Origin of the sequence: Vagococcus sp. WN89Y (assembly GCF_052220145.1) — a bacterium.
Classification (GTDB): domain Bacteria; phylum Pseudomonadota; class Gammaproteobacteria; order Enterobacterales; family Enterobacteriaceae; genus Kosakonia.
This window is the reverse complement of the sequence record NZ_JBQPOM010000030.1, coordinates 38,834-54,356: the sequence shown is the minus strand read 5'-3', so window position 1 is coordinate 54,356 and position 15,523 is coordinate 38,834. Positions and strand designations below refer to the sequence as shown.

Sequence of the window (15,523 nt, the reverse complement as noted above, 5' to 3'; positions counted from 1 at the left end):
TCAGTTGAGGCTTTTTTATAAATGAGGTGAATAAAAAATAGCTGTTTTATTTGCCGGAGTGTTTTAAAAAATCAATCATCCCCTCGCTTTTTATTTTTTATAATCAACCTGTCAACGTTTCTTTCGTTAGCGTGATTTTTCAGCGTTGTATCAAATCACTGCTGCTCAATATTTATAGATAACGCATATAATCAGATATACGCTGTTTTTGAAACGCTTTTCGCCTGTTTGCTCATTTGCTTAGGTCTCTTTTATNTTTGCTTAGGTCTCTTTTATTTAATAATATTACATCGTATACATAAATATACTTTATTAATTATTGACGTTCTGGCGTAAATAATAAGCACTTTCTACGCTGTGTAACGGTATGCATTCTAAAAAAATAAATTATTTATTATTAAATACAGAATAAATTAAGAGGCAACATGCAACGGATAATACAATTGTTAATCATTTTAATGATTCCCAATATCGCCCTGGCGCATTCATTTTTTGATGCGTCAGGCAGGCGAGTGCTGGATGTTAAAACCAGCACATTTAAAAATGGCACGGATATTCTCCTGTATACGCCCTATGGAACAGAAAATCAGAATTTTATTTATGATGCCGGGCAGTTTAAGCTCGCCACCCGGCAGTCGTTTTGCCTTGATGTCAGCCGTAATAAAAATTACAAGTATAATCAAATAATTTTGTGGGAATGTAACGGTGGTCAGAATCAAAAATTTACTATTGCTAACGGTTTTATCTACCCGCACGACAACCCGGTACAATGCCTGACTTATTCCACTGCTGGTGCATTAACCGCTGCGGATTGTAAACGGTCGGCTAATCAAAAATTCGTTGTGCCAAAAGTGTGTCTTTATAAGGATGCAAATTATAAAGGTGCGGCAACGTGTTTAAAAGAGAGCAAAGCTCTGGTCGATTATAATGATACCGCCTCTTCTGTCAGTGTGGTTAATACTGTCGCGCGCTTATACCAGCATGCTTCTTATCAGGGAAAAAGTCGCAGAGTCGATAGTAATATCAGCTGGCTGGGCAAGGCTGAGGACAATATGGTTTCCAGCGTTAAGATCCCAACGGAAAGAACGTTTCTGATTACGTCAGACCCTCAGTTAATCTGTACGAAAAGCTGCGGCGTATCTACCTCCACCTCGCTTGATAATATCCGTCAACAATATACGTTTTTTGCGCAGAAATACCCTGATGTTGACGCTGTAATTATTAACGGTGATGAGACGGAGTATGGTCATAAAGACGAGTGGGATAAGTTTGAAGAAATGGCCGGTTATTTGAAGGGGCTTCCCTATTATTTTGGCCTGGGCAATCACGATATCTTTAATAATCTCAATAACTGCTATGAAAACAATTGCACGATCAGGAGTTTTCTCAAGCTAAAAGATCATGTTCGGTCAAAAAAGAATGTCTATTCATTTGATATGCTCTTTACCGCCGGGTATGTTTTTCCAACCGTCAGGGAAACCTTAAAAGGATCGTTTTCCTATTCGCTGGATTTTGGCGATGTGTTGGTTATTCAGCTAAACGACTTTGAGAAGAAACGCAACCCCATCAATATTGATCAGTATTCCAGTCTTGCGCCAGCCCAGGGCGGTAACGGGGCACAACGTTTTGTTATCGAAAGATACCAGGATGCGCAATATCAGTGGTTAAAAAATCAGTTAGAGCAGGCAGACATTAAGAACCAGGTGGTGATTCTGAACCAGCACCGCGATGATGCGGATGCCGGAAAACTGAATGAGCTTCTGAGTAAGCATAATGTTAAGTTACGTTTTTCCGGCCATTATCACTATAATGTTCTGAAGACAAAAAATGGATTTTTTACTTCCGGAAGTACTGCTCGCGGTGATTATCTCAAGCTTAAAATAAACACCCAAAAAAGAGTGGTTGAGGTTTATAAATATAAAAAAGGAACCACGGCGCAAGGGCAGGAAGAATTGATGGAAAAAATAAACATTTCTACCAAAAAAGGGCCTTCGCAATTAACCAGTGCGCCTGTTCGTATCAAAGTGAAAAATTCCGGTGCCTATATCTCTTTTGTGAACGTAAGATGGATTGATAGCAACGGGAAGTACCATAATGTTTCCTCCGGTGATTTATATGCAGGTAATGTTTATGATTATACTGTTCCGGCAGGAGGGAAACTGTCTCGTCTTGAAAGCAGTAACTACACGGGTTTATTATGGGAGCCCACCAAAAGAATTTTTGATATTTACGACCGGAAAAGTGATATCTGTATTAATACCTGGGGAACTACGCTAAGCCCCTCCTGGGATCAGACATCCTGTTATTAAATTAAATAAGCGTTACCGCTTTCAGTTATAGACTAAAAGCGGTAATACCTTACGGGTTATATAAGAGTTCAAGCTGCTGAACGGCCACTATGCCAGGCGTCGTTGCAATAACCGCTAACTGGTTAACCCGTAAACCCTCTTCTTCACGCAACTGGTTTAGCCATTTCATTAGGTTATTGAAATCCACTGGCTCTAAATCTATCTGAATAATGCCATCCTGAATTTGGATATTCTGAAGGGTGATGTCGAACTTTGCTGCCCTCCCGGTAATTAGCTGAGATAAATATTCAGGCATATCTTTCTCTGTTTCAGTAATGTTTTTCCTCAACGGCATGCTTTTTTCATGAATATCAAGTCTGGATTGTAATTGTTCAAGCTGCTGCTGCTCTGTTTTCTGTTGTTCTATACTTATATTGACTGGTTGCCAGAATATCCAGAAATAAACGCTGAGTAAAAGAAGAGTGGCCGCAATGACTATGCCTTTTTTCTCCCTTTCCTGGCGAGGTTCCCAGTAACGAAGCCGGAATGTATTCAGGGTTTCAGGATGTTTCATCGTTTGTTTGTAAAAAAAGGTGCATAAATTAAGTTTCATTATCGTGTTTTTTCCCCAGTGTAAATCCCAGAATGACAGCATTATCCTTATTCTGGACGTCATTTTGTTTAACCTGGAAAGCATGTGAAAATGCGTCATGTAATAGTGGAAAATAGTCATAAGCGGGCACGCGCAACTGCAAAAAAAGAGACTGCTGCGGTTGATCTATTTTTAAACTAATAATGTCAGCGTGCTGTTGCAGAGGAGCCAGCGTTGAGGCTACCAGCGGCAAAAGCATCATAACTTCGTCATCCAATGGCTGTTGGCTACTGTTGCGTAACGCTGTATTAATCTGCGCGCGTAAATTTACAATGCGTTTTTGCGTCGGGAACAGTTGCTGAAATGTATTTTCCACCCGCAGCTGGGTTTGCTGAACCTGAGAATGAAGACTCCACAACGCCATACATCTCTCCACGCTCAGCAACACAAAACCGGCGGCGACGGTAAGAATGATTTTTCGCCAGCGTTGCCATTGCTGCCGGTAATCAGTGCGCGGTTTCCATCGTCCCCATAACAAGCTTTCGCCAACACTGTCTGCACGCGGTTCAGTCTCGTACTGGCTGGAAAGCGTCGCGCCATTTTCCGTTAGTAACGCCGCTAGCGCAGGAGGTAGTTCGTCGTCATAAAAGACCCGGAGCGGCTGCGGATAATGCTGAAGCTGGGCAGCAAGGAACACAGATGCCAGCGCCAGAGGGCAACTCCAGCCGAGCCAGGATGTGGCCCTGAACAGGCAGCGACCATCGCGAATCAGCAGCGTCCCGCAGGCAAGCGCCATCCAGTCCGGCAACACTGTGCAAGACGCGATATTTGCTGCCTGCATCCACGCCGTTATTTGCTGCATTTTCTGCTGTGCAATGACCGCGACGGTGGCCTGCTCGCTTTCCAGATCCAGTAAAGCAAAATGCAGGTGCTCAATACTTTCGCCAACATCCTCTTCAAGTAAAGCGGGCAGTAATGTCTCAGCCTGTTTCCTGGCGCCACGCGGAAGCTCGGTTTGATGAATACTCACCCATTCACCGGGTATAAATACCCGCACCGTCTCCTGGTGCAGGAACGCCTCTGGTATGGTCGCTTCACCGCAATACTCGACGGGGACACTCTCCGTGGCGGCATAATATTTTCCCCGTACAGCGTCGCTGTCATGTAGCGGGAAAAAGATATCTAATGCAGGGTTCACTCTATTTCTCCCGTCTGATGCCATAAAACTGAAAATTGCTGTTCGGCGACCCGGCTAATAAGCGAACGCGATACCAGTGCCACCTCAGCGAAATGTATTTCTGCGCGCACCAGGAAATAATGGCTCTGCACGCTTAAGTCGTTTTTAAGCTGCATTTTTATTGCGCCATCAATCTGTGCAAATGGGCGTTGGTTAAGAAATTGCTCAATGCTCTCCCAGCCTGCTTTTGGCCGTTGCTGGATTAATGCACGCGCCTGGCTAACCCTTAATTCGGGGGCGAAAAGCGCGGCCAGCACGACGCTCTGCTGTTCATTCAGCGTGTTGATATTGATCCGCAGGCGAGTCTGGGGCAGCGCACACATAAACGGCGCGATCGTTTTATACAACCCGGTATCCATACCCGTTATAGCGCGTAATTCACTGATATCTGACAGTAATATCCCGGCGTTGCCTTGCTCAGGAGGGTTAATGAGTTGCCGAAGTGCGTCTGTGAACGCTTCAGCCTGTAATGCCGGGACGGCCAGCAGCGAGAGCAGAGCGACGAGCTGTTTGCGCGCCTGTGCCTGGTATTCGGGCGAACTGTTTGCCAGCGCGTTAATATTAAAACAGCGCTGCCCGTCGCTCAGCGTTGCGGTAATGGAACCTTGCGGGACGGGAAAGCGCAGTGTCTTTTCCGCCCAGGGCCGCTCTGTGTGTGCGAAATGCTGGCGTAAGGTGGCGAGCGCCAGGCTTTCCGCGCTGGTGAGATACCAGCTTGCCTGCTGATAGCGCTGCGTGTCCGTTGCCAGCATGGTCTGCTGTGAAAGCCGTGAAAAGAGCTGGATAGCGAGGGTTGTCATCACCACCATTAATACCAGTGCTGTGATCAGCGCCATGCCGCGTTTAGGCAGCCCGTTCATTGCTCACTCACCGTGCGGCCCTCTGAGCAACCAGATGCGTTCGATAACACCAAAATCCGCGGTGACGAGCTGCATTTTTATGGCCTGAGGAATCGCCTGTTGCGCCTGCCAGTAACTCATCCACAGGCTGCCATCATAATATTGCAGCGTGATACGGCGCGCAGGCATCAGCCGTTGCACCACAGGTGAAGCTTCTGGCTGCGGCCAGCTTAATCGCTCAAGAAACCCCTGGCGTATACGATAGCCGACTTTCATCAGATGGCTCTGCGCCAGGGCCATTTGCGGGTTGGGAACACCCGCACGAATAAAACGAAAACTCACCGTTTCTGTGTCGTTCTGCTGAACCTGTAATGCAGGCTCGATGCCCTCTGCGCTGCGCACGGCACGCGGCACCATTTGCGTGACGTCGTGGCCTAAGAGCTGCATTGTCCGGCGCGCGATACGAAGCTTCTGCTCGTGCCCGGCGCTTAATGCATCGGCCCGCAACATGCCATCCGTTACCTGCTGGCCCAGTAAGGCGAACAGCGCGAAAATAGCAATCGCGACCAGCATCTCCAGCAACGTGAAGCCGTGGCGGTTAGCTGCCATGGCGCTCATCTTCTGCGGCAACAAACCAGGCTCTGAGAGCACTCCGTGTGTGGGTAAAAGCGGGATCATCGCTCACTTCAACCTCTAGCGCTTGCAACAAGTCGCCGGTTGTCGCGACGGGAGACGCCTTCCAGTACCAGGTCGTACCGGCCATTTCGCTCTGCCCGGTCTGTGGCAAAATTCGCTTATGCGCGGGCATCAGGGCGAGCAGCGCCATTTGGTTATCCGCCACCCAGCCCGCCACCATTTTCTCCTGCAACAGTTGCGTGTTGCGCAGCGACACACTGGCGACGTGCATTGTTGCCAGCGCCGTGAGCGCAAAAATAGCCAGTGCCACCATAACCTCCAGCAATGTGAATGCGCGTTTCATACTTTTTTCTCCCGGCAGGTTTGTAAATCGACCTCTGTGCTTACGCGCAGGGAGACTTCCCAGCAGGTATGTTGCTGGCGAAATTGCACGCTAAAAGGCACCGGCGGCGCATGTGGCGAAAACCACACCTGTGGCGTGAAGCCGTCTGATTGCTGCATCTCAAGCTGCATATCCTGTAGCGTGAGGCGGTGTTCCTGGTGCCATAAATGCAGAGCAATCTGCACCGTTTGCGGCAATGAAACATCGGTGGGAACGCGTAGTATCGCCGGTTGCCACTCGCCTTGCGCATATTGCATAAAGCGATAGCGCCGGTTATCCACCCGCACGCCTGTGATGCGCCCGGATATTTGCGAGCTGTCGCGCAACTGCGTTAACAGGCCATAAAACCGTTCGGCAGCTTGCTGCGCTGGCGGTGACTCTGCCCGCATCATTGTCGGTACGATAAAGGTCGTCACCAGCGCAATCAGAAAGATGACCAGCATCATTTCCAGCAGGGTAAAGGCATGCCTGAACACTTAGGGTTGAAACTCCTGAATGTTCCAGTTACCGATATCCGCTGCGGACCCGTCACCGTTTTCCTTGTTATCTGTCCCCAGGGTATAGATATCCACCGCGCCTTTTTCGCCAGGGCTTAAATAGAGGTAGGCATTGCCCCAGGGATCGGTAGGTAAGCGTTTGATATAGCCACCCTGGCGGTAGTGACGCGGCTGCGGGGCGCCGTCTGGTTTATTGACCAGAGCCTGTAATCCTTGCGCGGTGGTGGGGAAGGTGCCGTTGTCCAGCTTGTACATCTCCAGGCCGTTTTCCAGCGCGATAATATCCGTGACCACTTTTTGCCGATCGGCTTTTTCTTTGTTTCCCAACAAATTGGGAACCACAAAGCTTGCCAGCACGCCGAGAATGACAATGACCACCATCACTTCCATCAGGGTAAACCCCCGGTGAGGGCGTTTAATCAGGGAAATTGAATACATATTTTTGCTCCGAAGTTAGTGACTTATCATATTGTTCAGTTGCAGCATGGGTTGCAGGATGGCCACCACAATGAACAAGACCACGCCCGCCATCACCACGATCAATGCGGGTTCAAACACGCCGAGCGCCAGCCCGACTTGCATATCAAACGCTTTGTCCTGGTTCTCTGCCGCCTGCGCCAGCATGGTGTCCAGCTCGCCGCTTCGTTCACCGCTGGCAATCATGTACAGCATCATTGGCGCAAACAGCCCCGACTCTGCCAGCGACGCTCGCAGGCTGCTCCCCTCGCGTATGCGTTCAGCGGCGAGTAATAACTGTTGTTCAACGTAGTGGTTGGAAGAGACGCGGGCGGCGGTTTGCAGGCTGTCCAGTAGCGGCACGCTGCTGGCCGTGAGGATGCTCAGCGTGCGGGCAAAGCGCGCGGTATTCAGCCCCCGACTTACCCGGCCAATCAAGGGAAGATACAGGACAAAACGATCCCAGCGCAGCCGCCACCGGGCGTGGCGCAGTACTTTTTGGGCCGCCATCAGAAGCAAAAAAACCACGGCCAGTATCGCCAGCCCGCTGGCTTGCAACATATCGCTGATGGCAATCAGCAAACGTGTGGAAGCGGGTAACGCGCCGCCGAGATGCGCAAACTGCGCAATAACGGTGGGCACGACCACTGTCAGCAAAATGCTGACGACCGAGATGGCGACCAGCATCAGGATCACCGGGTAGAGAGCGGCCTGCACAAGTCGGTTTTTCATACGTTGCCGCTGCTCAGTGTAATCAGCCAGCCGGTTCAGCACATTGTCCAGACGGCTGGATTTTTCCCCGGCGGCCACCATGGCGCAAAACAGAGAATCAAAGACCTGCGGGTGTTCGCGCAGGCTATCCGACAAGGTATAGCCCTCCTGAATTCGGCTACATAGCGACAGGGCGAGGCTTTTCATTGCGACCTTCTCGCACTGCTCACCCACGGCGCGCAGGCACTCTTCCAGCGGCATCGCCGCCTGAATTAATGTTGCCAGTTGGCGGGTAAAAAGCGCCAAATCTGCGCTGCGCACACGTCGCTGAAATATGCGTCGCTTCGTGTGGTTTGCGCTATTGGCGTGGCGTTCTTCCAGTTTGAGCGGCGCCAGGTCCTGGCTTCGCAGCAGCTGGCGCGCATGGCGGGCAGAATCCGCCTCAATCATTCCTTTGTGCTTCTGACCATTGCGCCGCAACGCGTGGTAATAAAAGAGCGCCATTACGCCTCCTGCGTGACCCGTAGCACTTCATCCAGCGAGGTTTCCCCGCGCAGGACTTTGTCGAAACCGTTGCGGCGTATGCCTGCAGTTGCCTGGCGAAGATGGCGCTCGATTTCATGCTGCCCGGCCCGGCGATGGATCATCTCCCGCAGCGCATCATCCACGGTCATCAGTTCATGAATCCCCGTACGGCCACGGTAGCCCTTGTGATGGCATGCCGGGCATCCGGCGGGGTGATAGAGGGTGATAGCACGGGCGTTATCGATTCCCAGCAGGCGTTTTTCTTGCTCAGTGGCCTGCATCGGGCGGCGGCATGAATGACATAACGTTCTCACCAGACGCTGCGCCATCACCCCGACCAGGCTTGAGGCCAATAAAAAAGGCTCGATCCCCATATCCTGCAAGCGCGCAAGGGTGCCGACTGCGGTATTGGTGTGCAGCGTGGAGAGCACCAGATGCCCGGTTAATGAGGCCTGCACGGCGATTTCTGCGGTTTCGGTATCGCGGATTTCCCCGACCATGACCACATCCGGGTCCTGGCGCAAAATCGCCCGTAAGCCGCGCGCGAAGGTCATGCCGATCCGTGCATTGACCTGCGTCTGGCCAATCCCTTCCAGGGTGTATTCGACGGGATCTTCGACGGTGAGAATATTTCGGCTACGGTTATTGAGTTCCTGTAAGCCAGCATAAAGCGTCGTGCTCTTTCCTGAACCGGTCGGGCCAGTCACCAGCAAGATACCGTGCGGTTTTTCCAGCAGGTGGCGGAACTGACGAACTAACGCTTCGTTCATGCCAAGCAGGCTTAAAGAGAGGCGCGCCTGTCCTTTATCCAGCAAACGCAGGACGACGCGCTCCCCCCAGGCCGAGGGCATGGTCGAGACACGCACATCAATAGCGCGTCCGCCGAGCAGCAGCGAAATACGGCCATCTTGCGGCACCCGTTTTTCCGCAATATCTAAACGCGCCATGACTTTAATGCGGGACACCAGCAAAGGAGCCAGCTTGCGCCCCGGTTGCAGGACTTCTTGCAGCGTGCCGTCCAGGCGAAAGCGGATCGCCAGGCGTTTTTCGAAGGTTTCAATATGAATATCCGAGACGCCTTCTTTGATTGCCTCTGCCAGCATGGCATTGATAAGTTTGATAATGGGCGCATCATCATCGCTATTGAGTAAATCCTCCGTCGCGGGAAGCTCTTCGGCGAGGCTAAAAAAATCATCATCCGCGCTAATACCTTCCATCAACTGCCGGGCTTCAGATGAGTCGCGTTGCCAGAGCGTGTTCAGCACCTGTTCAAAATGCACTTCGCTGACCTGTTGCAGCTGAAAAGTGCTGCCCAGTTCGCGCTGCAATTCCAGCAGGACCGGGAGGGAAAGGGGGTGCACATGCAAGACGCGCAACGCGTCATCCGCTATGGCAACCAGGCTATAGCGGCGACTGAAGCTGTAGGGTAAACGTTGCGCGCTCATCACCCGGCTTTCCCGGCATTCAGGAAGGCGCGGATCTCGGCGGGCTGCTGCTGATTATTACTGTAAATCGGCAAGACCGGCTGCCTGGCCTGTGGCATCAGACTAATGCCCTGTTCATTGTGATAAATTTGCTCGGCGCGCAGGTAGTTATATTTACGCCGGGAAACTTTCTCCGCCGCCATACCGTTGCGTAAAATGGTCGGGCGAATAAATACCATCAGATTGCGCTTCTCTTTTTTATCCGCAGTGGATTTAAAGAGATGCCCGATAAGCGGAATATCGCCCAGCAAAGGTACTTTCGAGACGGCTTCTCCGGCCTGATCGTCAATTAAGCCACCGAGCACGATCATTTCACCGTCGTCCGCCAGCACCGTAGTTTTGAGTTTGCGCTCAGCAAACACCACATCCACACTGGTTTGCCCTTCGACTTTGGACACCTCTTGTTCAATATTGAGCTGGACGGCGTCGCCTTCGTTAATTTGTGGAGTCACTTTCAGCATGATCCCGACCTTTTTACGCTCGACGGTATTAAACGGGTTGCTGTTGTCCGCGCCGGTTGTTGAACCGGTGAGCACAGGTACTTCCTGCCCGACCATAAAAAACGCTTCCTGGTTATCCAGCGTGGTGATACTTGGCGTCGAGAGGATATTGGAATGGCTATCATTTTTGACGGCCTGAACCAGCGCCATCCAGTCGCCTTTGATAACGCCTGCGGCGGTACCGTTAAAACCCGCGAGCAGCGTATTGAGTGCGCTGGTGTCGCTATTGTCCGCCGCCGTGGCGTTTTCACCGCCTGCGGTCTGTTGCCTTAAGGCTGTCCCCAGGCTGCTGATGGGGATCTGGGTTCCGTTGGCAAATTGCATAATGCCGACATCTTTCGACGCCCACTGCATGCCAAAGTTGATATTGCTGCCTTCGGCCACCTCGACGATGAGCGCTTCGACATGCACCTGCGCCCGGCGAATATCCAGTTGCGCAATTACATTTTGCAGCGATTGCATAATGTCCTGTGGTGCGGTGACGATGAGCGCATTACTGTACTTGCTGGCAGCAATGGACACCATGTCGCGGCTGTTTCCGCTGAGTCCTTCGGCTTCCTCTTTTGCCGCTTTTAGCGTGCCGCTGACCTGCTTGAGAACCTCGACCAGCTCGTCTGCTTTGCTGTATTTGAGATAAAACACCTGGCTGTTTCCCTGGCGCTCCATTTCTGCGTCAAGGCGATGAATCAGGCGTTTCATTTTTTCTCGTATGGCCGGATCGCCGCTGATGACTACGCTGTTGGTACGCTCGTCCGCCACGGCTTGCGCGCGCTTACTGGCCGGTTGATTTTCGCTGCTGTTTTTGGTCAGATTTTCCAGCACGCGGGCAATTTCAGCGGCGGAGGCATTTTCCAGCGGCACCACTTCTTCCGATTTATCTCCGGCCAGATCAATACGCTTAATCACCTCATTTAAACGTGCGACGATTGAGGCGCGTCCGGTCAGCATAATGACATTAGACGAATCGTAATTGACGATATTCCCCGACCCCTCCTGGCCCATCATTTGCCGCAAAAGTGGGGTCAGTTCGCCTACCGGGACATTATGAACAGGGACAATACGGCTGATGATTTCATCTTCGCCGTAGTCCGCGCTGTTTTCCTTTATCAGCGGCACCGGCTCTGTTTTAGCCACTTCCGCTTTGACTACTTTTAAAACATTATTTTTCATGGGCACAGCGGCATAACCGTGTGACTCAAGAATATTAAGGAACAGCTGATAATATTGCTGCTCATTAAACGGGGTAACGGTGCGAACGCTAATTTTTCCCTGCACTTCCGGTCCGATAATAACGTTTTTATGCAGATTGTTACCCACGGTCTCAATAAATATACTCAGCTCGGTATCTTTAAAATTGGCGGAAAACTCCTCTGCTGCGAAAGCGGGAAAACAATAGCTCGCCGCCGCGACCAATAGCATTGAAAATGCGCTTTTACGGAGGTTGTATTTTTTTGTTTTTGCACGTTGGCTATTTTTATGCGCAGTAAATAAATGCAAAACACGCCACATCATGGAAAGAGATCTCCGGGATTGTTGTTATAGTTAACGGCAGCTTTATCAGCGGTGATTTGTGCCTGAAAATTGCTATCCGTTTCGCTATCGGCAAGGCTTAATCGTTCGGTTTCACCCTGGTAATAGAGCAGCAGGTGGTCACGAAATATTTCACCAACCGTTGCCGGATAAGCGGCCAGCGCGTCACCCTGCCGATACATATTCTGCTGCCCGCTCTCCTCAATCACCGCTGCGGGATTGGCACCATAAGCAATGCCGCGCAACACAAGGTGCAGTTTGGTTTCTGCGACCGACGCCGTGGGGCCTGGCGCAGCAAGCTGGTGCTGACCAAACCAGGTCTGTTCATAAACACTCTGCCAGGGCGACTTATCCAAAGGCGCACCCTGATGAACGGATGGCTCTGAGACCTGCTCGTCTGCCGGCCTGTTTTCGCTATTCCAGGCAGCATACAACCACAGGGTGGCAATAATTTTTACGCTTATACCTGCAAGCCCTGAATAGAGCAAAGTAAGAACATGAGTGCGCAGGCGATCACCGCGAAAATATGCCACGAATATTCGTGTGCAAGTTCGTACTACACCAGAAAAATAGTGAGCAGCATCGCCACGATAAAAAGGAATAGCCAAAATAGAATTCCCGTTATCAGGAATGCACAGCGCTACAGGTTTGTGCATTTAAAATAAAGGGTTGTAACGTATCAACAGTGATTTGATACGTTACGCCTTTCTCCTGCAACGCCCGTACGCCGGGTTGCTCACACATTTTATTCAGGAAGGTTTGTTTAAATTCCTCTTGCGATAATTTCGTGCCTGATGCATTTTTATTAATAAGCGTAATAGAAATCACCGTGCCTTTATTCTGTGCCTGAACCCATGTGTAAGTACCGGATGCCATCGGTAAATGTTGACGAATAAGGGCCGCCTGGCGTGCGGCAAGACGCGCCGCTTCCGGTAAAGGCTCCCTGGTTGCACACGCACTCAGTAGTGCAAAACTGCACAATAAAAATATTTTTATTAATGCATGATTAATAAACTGTCTGTTCATTAATAATTGTCCATGAATAAGATGTTTTACCGGCCAGGTTTTAATTAATAAAGGTAAATACCCTGGTAATATACAACAGCAAGTGCTGCAATGCTTAAGCAGGGGCCAAATGGCATCGGCTCTCTCAGGTTTCTGCTAATAATCACAAATACAATACCGCAGGCGGAAGCGAGAAGGGCAACCCAGGGAAGAAAATAAGCGCTGGTCCAGCTTCCTATCCCCGCAAATAACAGAACATCACCTAACCCTAATGCTTCCTTTTGAAAAAACAGGCTGGACAGAAAGCGGACGCTATAAAATGTCAGGAAACCCATAATTGCCCCCGCGACCGCCTGATGTAATGTCAGTGGACTAATATGCAACCATGCGGCAATTAATCCTCCCCAGAGCGTGCAGTGAGTAAGAGAATCCGGCAACCATTGATGGTCAATATCAATAAGACTTGCCGTAATTAATAGCGCGGATAAATACATTACCGCAATACTCCAGCCGCTCTCTCCCCACACCAGCGCGGCTGCGCCAAAAGAGAGTGACGTGCCGAGTTCCACTAAAGGATAGCGTTTACTGATGTGCCTGGCGCACGCCCGGCAACGCCCGCGAAGCAGCAGCCAGGAGAGCAGCGGAATATTGTCAAACCAGCGAACCGGGGCCAGGCAATGCGGACAGTGCGAACGCGGAGAGACCAGATTGAACGTGGGTATCGCCATCGGCGGCAATGCGGAAAGCGCTTCTGTTTCTGCCAGCCAGCGTTGCTTAAGCATTAATGGATAGCGGAAAATGACAACATTTAAGAAGCTGCCCACCACTAATCCCAGCCCCAAAACCAGGTAGAGGAGCAGTAGCGGATGATCAAAAAATAACGCAATCATGCTGTCACCTTTTACCATCCTGGCAGTACGCAGAAATAGCATCTGGTTTAACACTATTTGCCGTAAGGAAAAATATTTCTCGTGGGTAGCTGTACTGATTTTTTGCTGTCTGTTGGTGCGTTAATTTATATTTCATATTGATTTGTTTTTTATTATTCATATTTTTTATAAATGTTTTGCGCGGTGATTATTCACCAGGTTAATCCGTGCGTAACATTTTATAAGCATCATTTCGGGCAGTATGACTGTATACAATGTTAATAGCTACAGGGAATAGCGCGCACTATTAGCCTTATACCTCGCTAATTAGCGGCTGGTGGCTGGTTTAGGGACGGTAATGCTTTTTTAGGCGCCTGCTTGTATTGTTTTTTTGCACATTTCATATGCTGTTACGATTAATAATGCAAAGCTCCGGGCGGTGACAAATAATATTTCTCTGATAAATGGTAAAAAAGTTTAAAAATATTTTACGGCTGTATGTAAAGATTTTGTCACCCATTGGCGTAACCGTGGTGGTCGCGGAGAAAAGGTTGAGGGTTTGCGCACTGATACGAACGAACCAGTCGATGAAAATTCTCATTTTCCTGCATGCATTTATCCGCTCCTTCTTTTATGCATTGGGCCATTTCCGACACTCACAAATAACAATCAGGCCAGATTTTAGTGACCGCTTGCAGGCTGTTCTATGCTTAACAGTCCTGTCTGAATGTTAAGGAGAGCACGGTACATGAAAGCACTTACTTACCACGGCGCGCATAAAGTCAGTGTGGATAACCGGCCTGATCCGGTTATCCAGGCATCGGACGACATTATCCTGCGGGTGACCGCAACGGCAATTTGCGGTTCCGATCTCCATCTTTATCACGGCAAAATCTCTGGTACGAACCACGGTGATATTTTTGGTCATGAATTTATGGGCGAAGTCGTGGAAACCGGGCCGGGTGTGCATGCAGTGAGCAAGGGTGATCGGGTTGTTATCCCGTTTGTGATTGCCTGCGGCGAATGTTTTTTCTGCAACCTGCATCAGTACGCGGCCTGTGAAAAAACCAATGAAGGCAAAGGGGCGGCACTGAACCGTAAGGGGATCACTCCACCCGCCGCGCTCTTTGGCTACAGCGATTTGTACGGTGGTATTCCGGGCGGTCAGGCGGAATACGTGCGTGTACCGAAGGCCAATACCGGGCCATTTAAAGTACCCGATTCGCTGCCGGATGAAAAAGTCCTGTTTCTCTCGGATATTCTGCCTACGGCGTGGCAGGCGGTGAAAAACGCCGACATAAAACCCGGTTCCAGCGTGGCTATTTACGGTGCCGGGCCGGTAGGCTTGCTCAGCGCGGCCTGTGCCCGTCTTCAGGGGGCGGAACAGATATTTATGATTGACGACAGTGATTACCGGCTGGAATTCGCCCGGCAGCGCTATGGCATCATACCGATTAACTTTGACAAACATGACGATCCGGCGGCCTGGATTATTGAAAACACTGCGGGACACCGAGGCGTAGACGCGGTAATTGATGCCGTAGGTTTTGAAGCCAAAGGCAGCACGACCGAAACGGTACTGAGCACGCTAAAAATTGAAGGCAGCAGCGGAAAAGTCCTCAGACAGGCCATTGCAGCGGTACGCCGTGGCGGGATAGTCAGCGTGCCTGGTGTGTATGCGGGCTTTATCCATGCGTTTATGTTCGGCGATGCATTTGATAAAGGGCTGAGCTTTAAAATGGGTCAAACCCATGTGCATGCATTTCTGCCGGATTTGTTAGCGCTGATTGAGTCCGGCCATCTCAAGCCAGAAGAAATTGTTACGCATCATATGCCGCTTGAGGATGCGGCCCGCGGCTATGAAATTTTTGATAAACACAAAGAAGATTGCCGTAAAGTCATCCTTGTGCCCGGCATGGGCGCGGAAAAAGCAACGCTGTAAAATTGCCAAAAAAGGGAGGGTTTGCCTCCC

The 15,523-nt window shown here is 50.3% G+C and carries 15 protein-coding genes; 2 read left to right on the top strand and 13 right to left on the bottom strand.

What is annotated here, in order from left to right:
• Window positions 1–443 precede the first annotated feature (443 nt).
• The gene (locus tag ACTU3N_RS12475; protein ID WP_443086451.1) at window positions 444–2,309 is read left to right on the top strand and encodes a ricin-type beta-trefoil lectin domain protein; all 1,866 of its coding nucleotides are present in this window, start codon (window positions 444–446) and stop codon (window positions 2,307–2,309) included.
• A gap of 49 nt (window positions 2,310–2,358) precedes the next feature.
• On the opposite strand, the gene gspM is transcribed toward ACTU3N_RS12475, so the two are convergent.
• From gspM to ACTU3N_RS12410, 13 genes are all read right to left on the bottom strand, one after another.
• Window positions 2,359–2,901, bottom strand: a complete 543-nt coding sequence (gene gspM, locus ACTU3N_RS12470; protein WP_443086450.1) for a type II secretion system protein GspM — start codon at window positions 2,899–2,901, stop codon at window positions 2,359–2,361.
• Window positions 2,891–4,078 carry a type II secretion system protein GspL gene (gene gspL, locus ACTU3N_RS12465; protein WP_443086449.1) on the bottom strand — a complete coding sequence of 396 codons (1,188 nt, stop codon included), beginning with the start codon at window positions 4,076–4,078 and terminating at the stop codon, window positions 2,891–2,893. The genes gspM and gspL overlap by 11 nt, the downstream gene beginning before the upstream one ends.
• A complete protein-coding gene (gene gspK, locus ACTU3N_RS12460) occupies window positions 4,075–4,977 on the bottom strand; it encodes a type II secretion system minor pseudopilin GspK (RefSeq protein WP_443086448.1) in 903 nt (300 codons plus the stop codon). Before gspK ends, gspL begins: the two co-directional genes overlap by 4 nt.
• Before the next feature lie 3 nt (window positions 4,978–4,980).
• Window positions 4,981–5,565, bottom strand: coding sequence for a type II secretion system minor pseudopilin GspJ (gspJ, locus tag ACTU3N_RS12455; protein WP_443086447.1), 585 nt, complete (start codon window positions 5,563–5,565; stop codon window positions 4,981–4,983).
• Complete coding sequence (gene gspI, locus ACTU3N_RS12450) at window positions 5,555–5,935, bottom strand: type II secretion system minor pseudopilin GspI (RefSeq protein WP_443086446.1); 381 nt, start codon at window positions 5,933–5,935, stop codon at window positions 5,555–5,557. Before gspI ends, gspJ begins: the two co-directional genes overlap by 11 nt.
• A complete protein-coding gene (gspH, locus tag ACTU3N_RS12445; protein WP_443086445.1) occupies window positions 5,932–6,450 on the bottom strand; it encodes a type II secretion system minor pseudopilin GspH in 519 nt (172 codons plus the stop codon). The genes gspI and gspH overlap by 4 nt, the downstream gene beginning before the upstream one ends.
• On the bottom strand, window positions 6,451–6,909 hold the full coding sequence (gspG, locus tag ACTU3N_RS12440) for a type II secretion system major pseudopilin GspG (protein WP_443086444.1): 459 nt from the start codon (window positions 6,907–6,909) through the stop codon (window positions 6,451–6,453).
• 15 nt (window positions 6,910–6,924) lie between these two features.
• Window positions 6,925–8,142 (bottom strand): type II secretion system inner membrane protein GspF, encoded by a 1,218-nt coding sequence (gspF, locus tag ACTU3N_RS12435; protein ID WP_443086443.1) that lies wholly within the window; start codon window positions 8,140–8,142, stop codon window positions 6,925–6,927.
• Window positions 8,142–9,608 (bottom strand): type II secretion system ATPase GspE, encoded by a 1,467-nt coding sequence (gene gspE / locus ACTU3N_RS12430; RefSeq protein ID WP_443086442.1) that lies wholly within the window; start codon window positions 9,606–9,608, stop codon window positions 8,142–8,144. Before gspE ends, gspF begins: the two co-directional genes overlap by 1 nt.
• Window positions 9,608–11,566: a type II secretion system secretin GspD gene (gene gspD, locus ACTU3N_RS12425; protein WP_443086441.1), complete on the bottom strand. Its 1,959-nt coding sequence runs from the start codon at window positions 11,564–11,566 to the stop codon at window positions 9,608–9,610. The genes gspE and gspD overlap by 1 nt, the downstream gene beginning before the upstream one ends.
• Window positions 11,567–11,655: 89 nt before the next feature.
• A complete protein-coding gene (locus ACTU3N_RS12420) occupies window positions 11,656–12,285 on the bottom strand; it encodes a type II secretion system protein N (RefSeq protein WP_443086440.1) in 630 nt (209 codons plus the stop codon).
• 16 nt (window positions 12,286–12,301) lie between these two features.
• Window positions 12,302–12,703, bottom strand: a complete 402-nt coding sequence (gene gspS2 / locus ACTU3N_RS12415; RefSeq protein WP_443086439.1) for a type II secretion system pilot lipoprotein GspS-beta — start codon at window positions 12,701–12,703, stop codon at window positions 12,302–12,304.
• A gap of 44 nt (window positions 12,704–12,747) precedes the next feature.
• Entirely contained in the window at window positions 12,748–13,572 is an 825-nt protein-coding gene (locus ACTU3N_RS12410; RefSeq protein ID WP_443086438.1) for a prepilin peptidase, read from the bottom strand.
• A 727-nt stretch (window positions 13,573–14,299) separates the two neighbouring features.
• Here ACTU3N_RS12410 and ACTU3N_RS12405 point away from each other — a divergent pair.
• Window positions 14,300–15,493, top strand: a complete 1,194-nt coding sequence (locus ACTU3N_RS12405) for a zinc-dependent alcohol dehydrogenase (RefSeq protein WP_443086437.1) — start codon at window positions 14,300–14,302, stop codon at window positions 15,491–15,493.
• The last annotated feature ends 30 nt before the right edge of the window (window positions 15,494–15,523 follow it).

What these genes read in the sequence shown, in the direction of transcription:
- gspE (WP_443086442.1), bottom strand. Translation starts at nt 9,608, where the DNA reads ATGAGCGCGCAACGTTTACCCTACAGCTTCAGTCGCCGCTATAGCCTG.
- gspG (WP_443086444.1), bottom strand. Translation starts at nt 6,909, where the DNA reads ATGTATTCAATTTCCCTGATTAAACGCCCTCACCGGGGGTTTACCCTG.
- gspD (WP_443086441.1), bottom strand. Translation starts at nt 11,566, where the DNA reads ATGCTATTGGTCGCGGCGGCGAGCTATTGTTTTCCCGCTTTCGCAGCA.
- gspS2 (WP_443086439.1), bottom strand. Translation starts at nt 12,703, where the DNA reads ATGAACAGACAGTTTATTAATCATGCATTAATAAAAATATTTTTATTG.
- gspK (WP_443086448.1), bottom strand. Translation starts at nt 4,977, where the DNA reads ATGAACGGGCTGCCTAAACGCGGCATGGCGCTGATCACAGCACTGGTA.
- gspI (WP_443086446.1), bottom strand. Translation starts at nt 5,935, where the DNA reads ATGAAACGCGCATTCACATTGCTGGAGGTTATGGTGGCACTGGCTATT.
- ACTU3N_RS12410 (WP_443086438.1), bottom strand. Translation starts at nt 13,572, where the DNA reads ATGATTGCGTTATTTTTTGATCATCCGCTACTGCTCCTCTACCTGGTT.
- gspF (WP_443086443.1), bottom strand. Translation starts at nt 8,142, where the DNA reads ATGGCGCTCTTTTATTACCACGCGTTGCGGCGCAATGGTCAGAAGCAC.
- ACTU3N_RS12405 (WP_443086437.1), top strand. Translation starts at nt 14,300, where the DNA reads ATGAAAGCACTTACTTACCACGGCGCGCATAAAGTCAGTGTGGATAAC.
- gspM (WP_443086450.1), bottom strand. Translation starts at nt 2,901, where the DNA reads ATGAAACTTAATTTATGCACCTTTTTTTACAAACAAACGATGAAACAT.
- gspJ (WP_443086447.1), bottom strand. Translation starts at nt 5,565, where the DNA reads ATGGCAGCTAACCGCCACGGCTTCACGTTGCTGGAGATGCTGGTCGCG.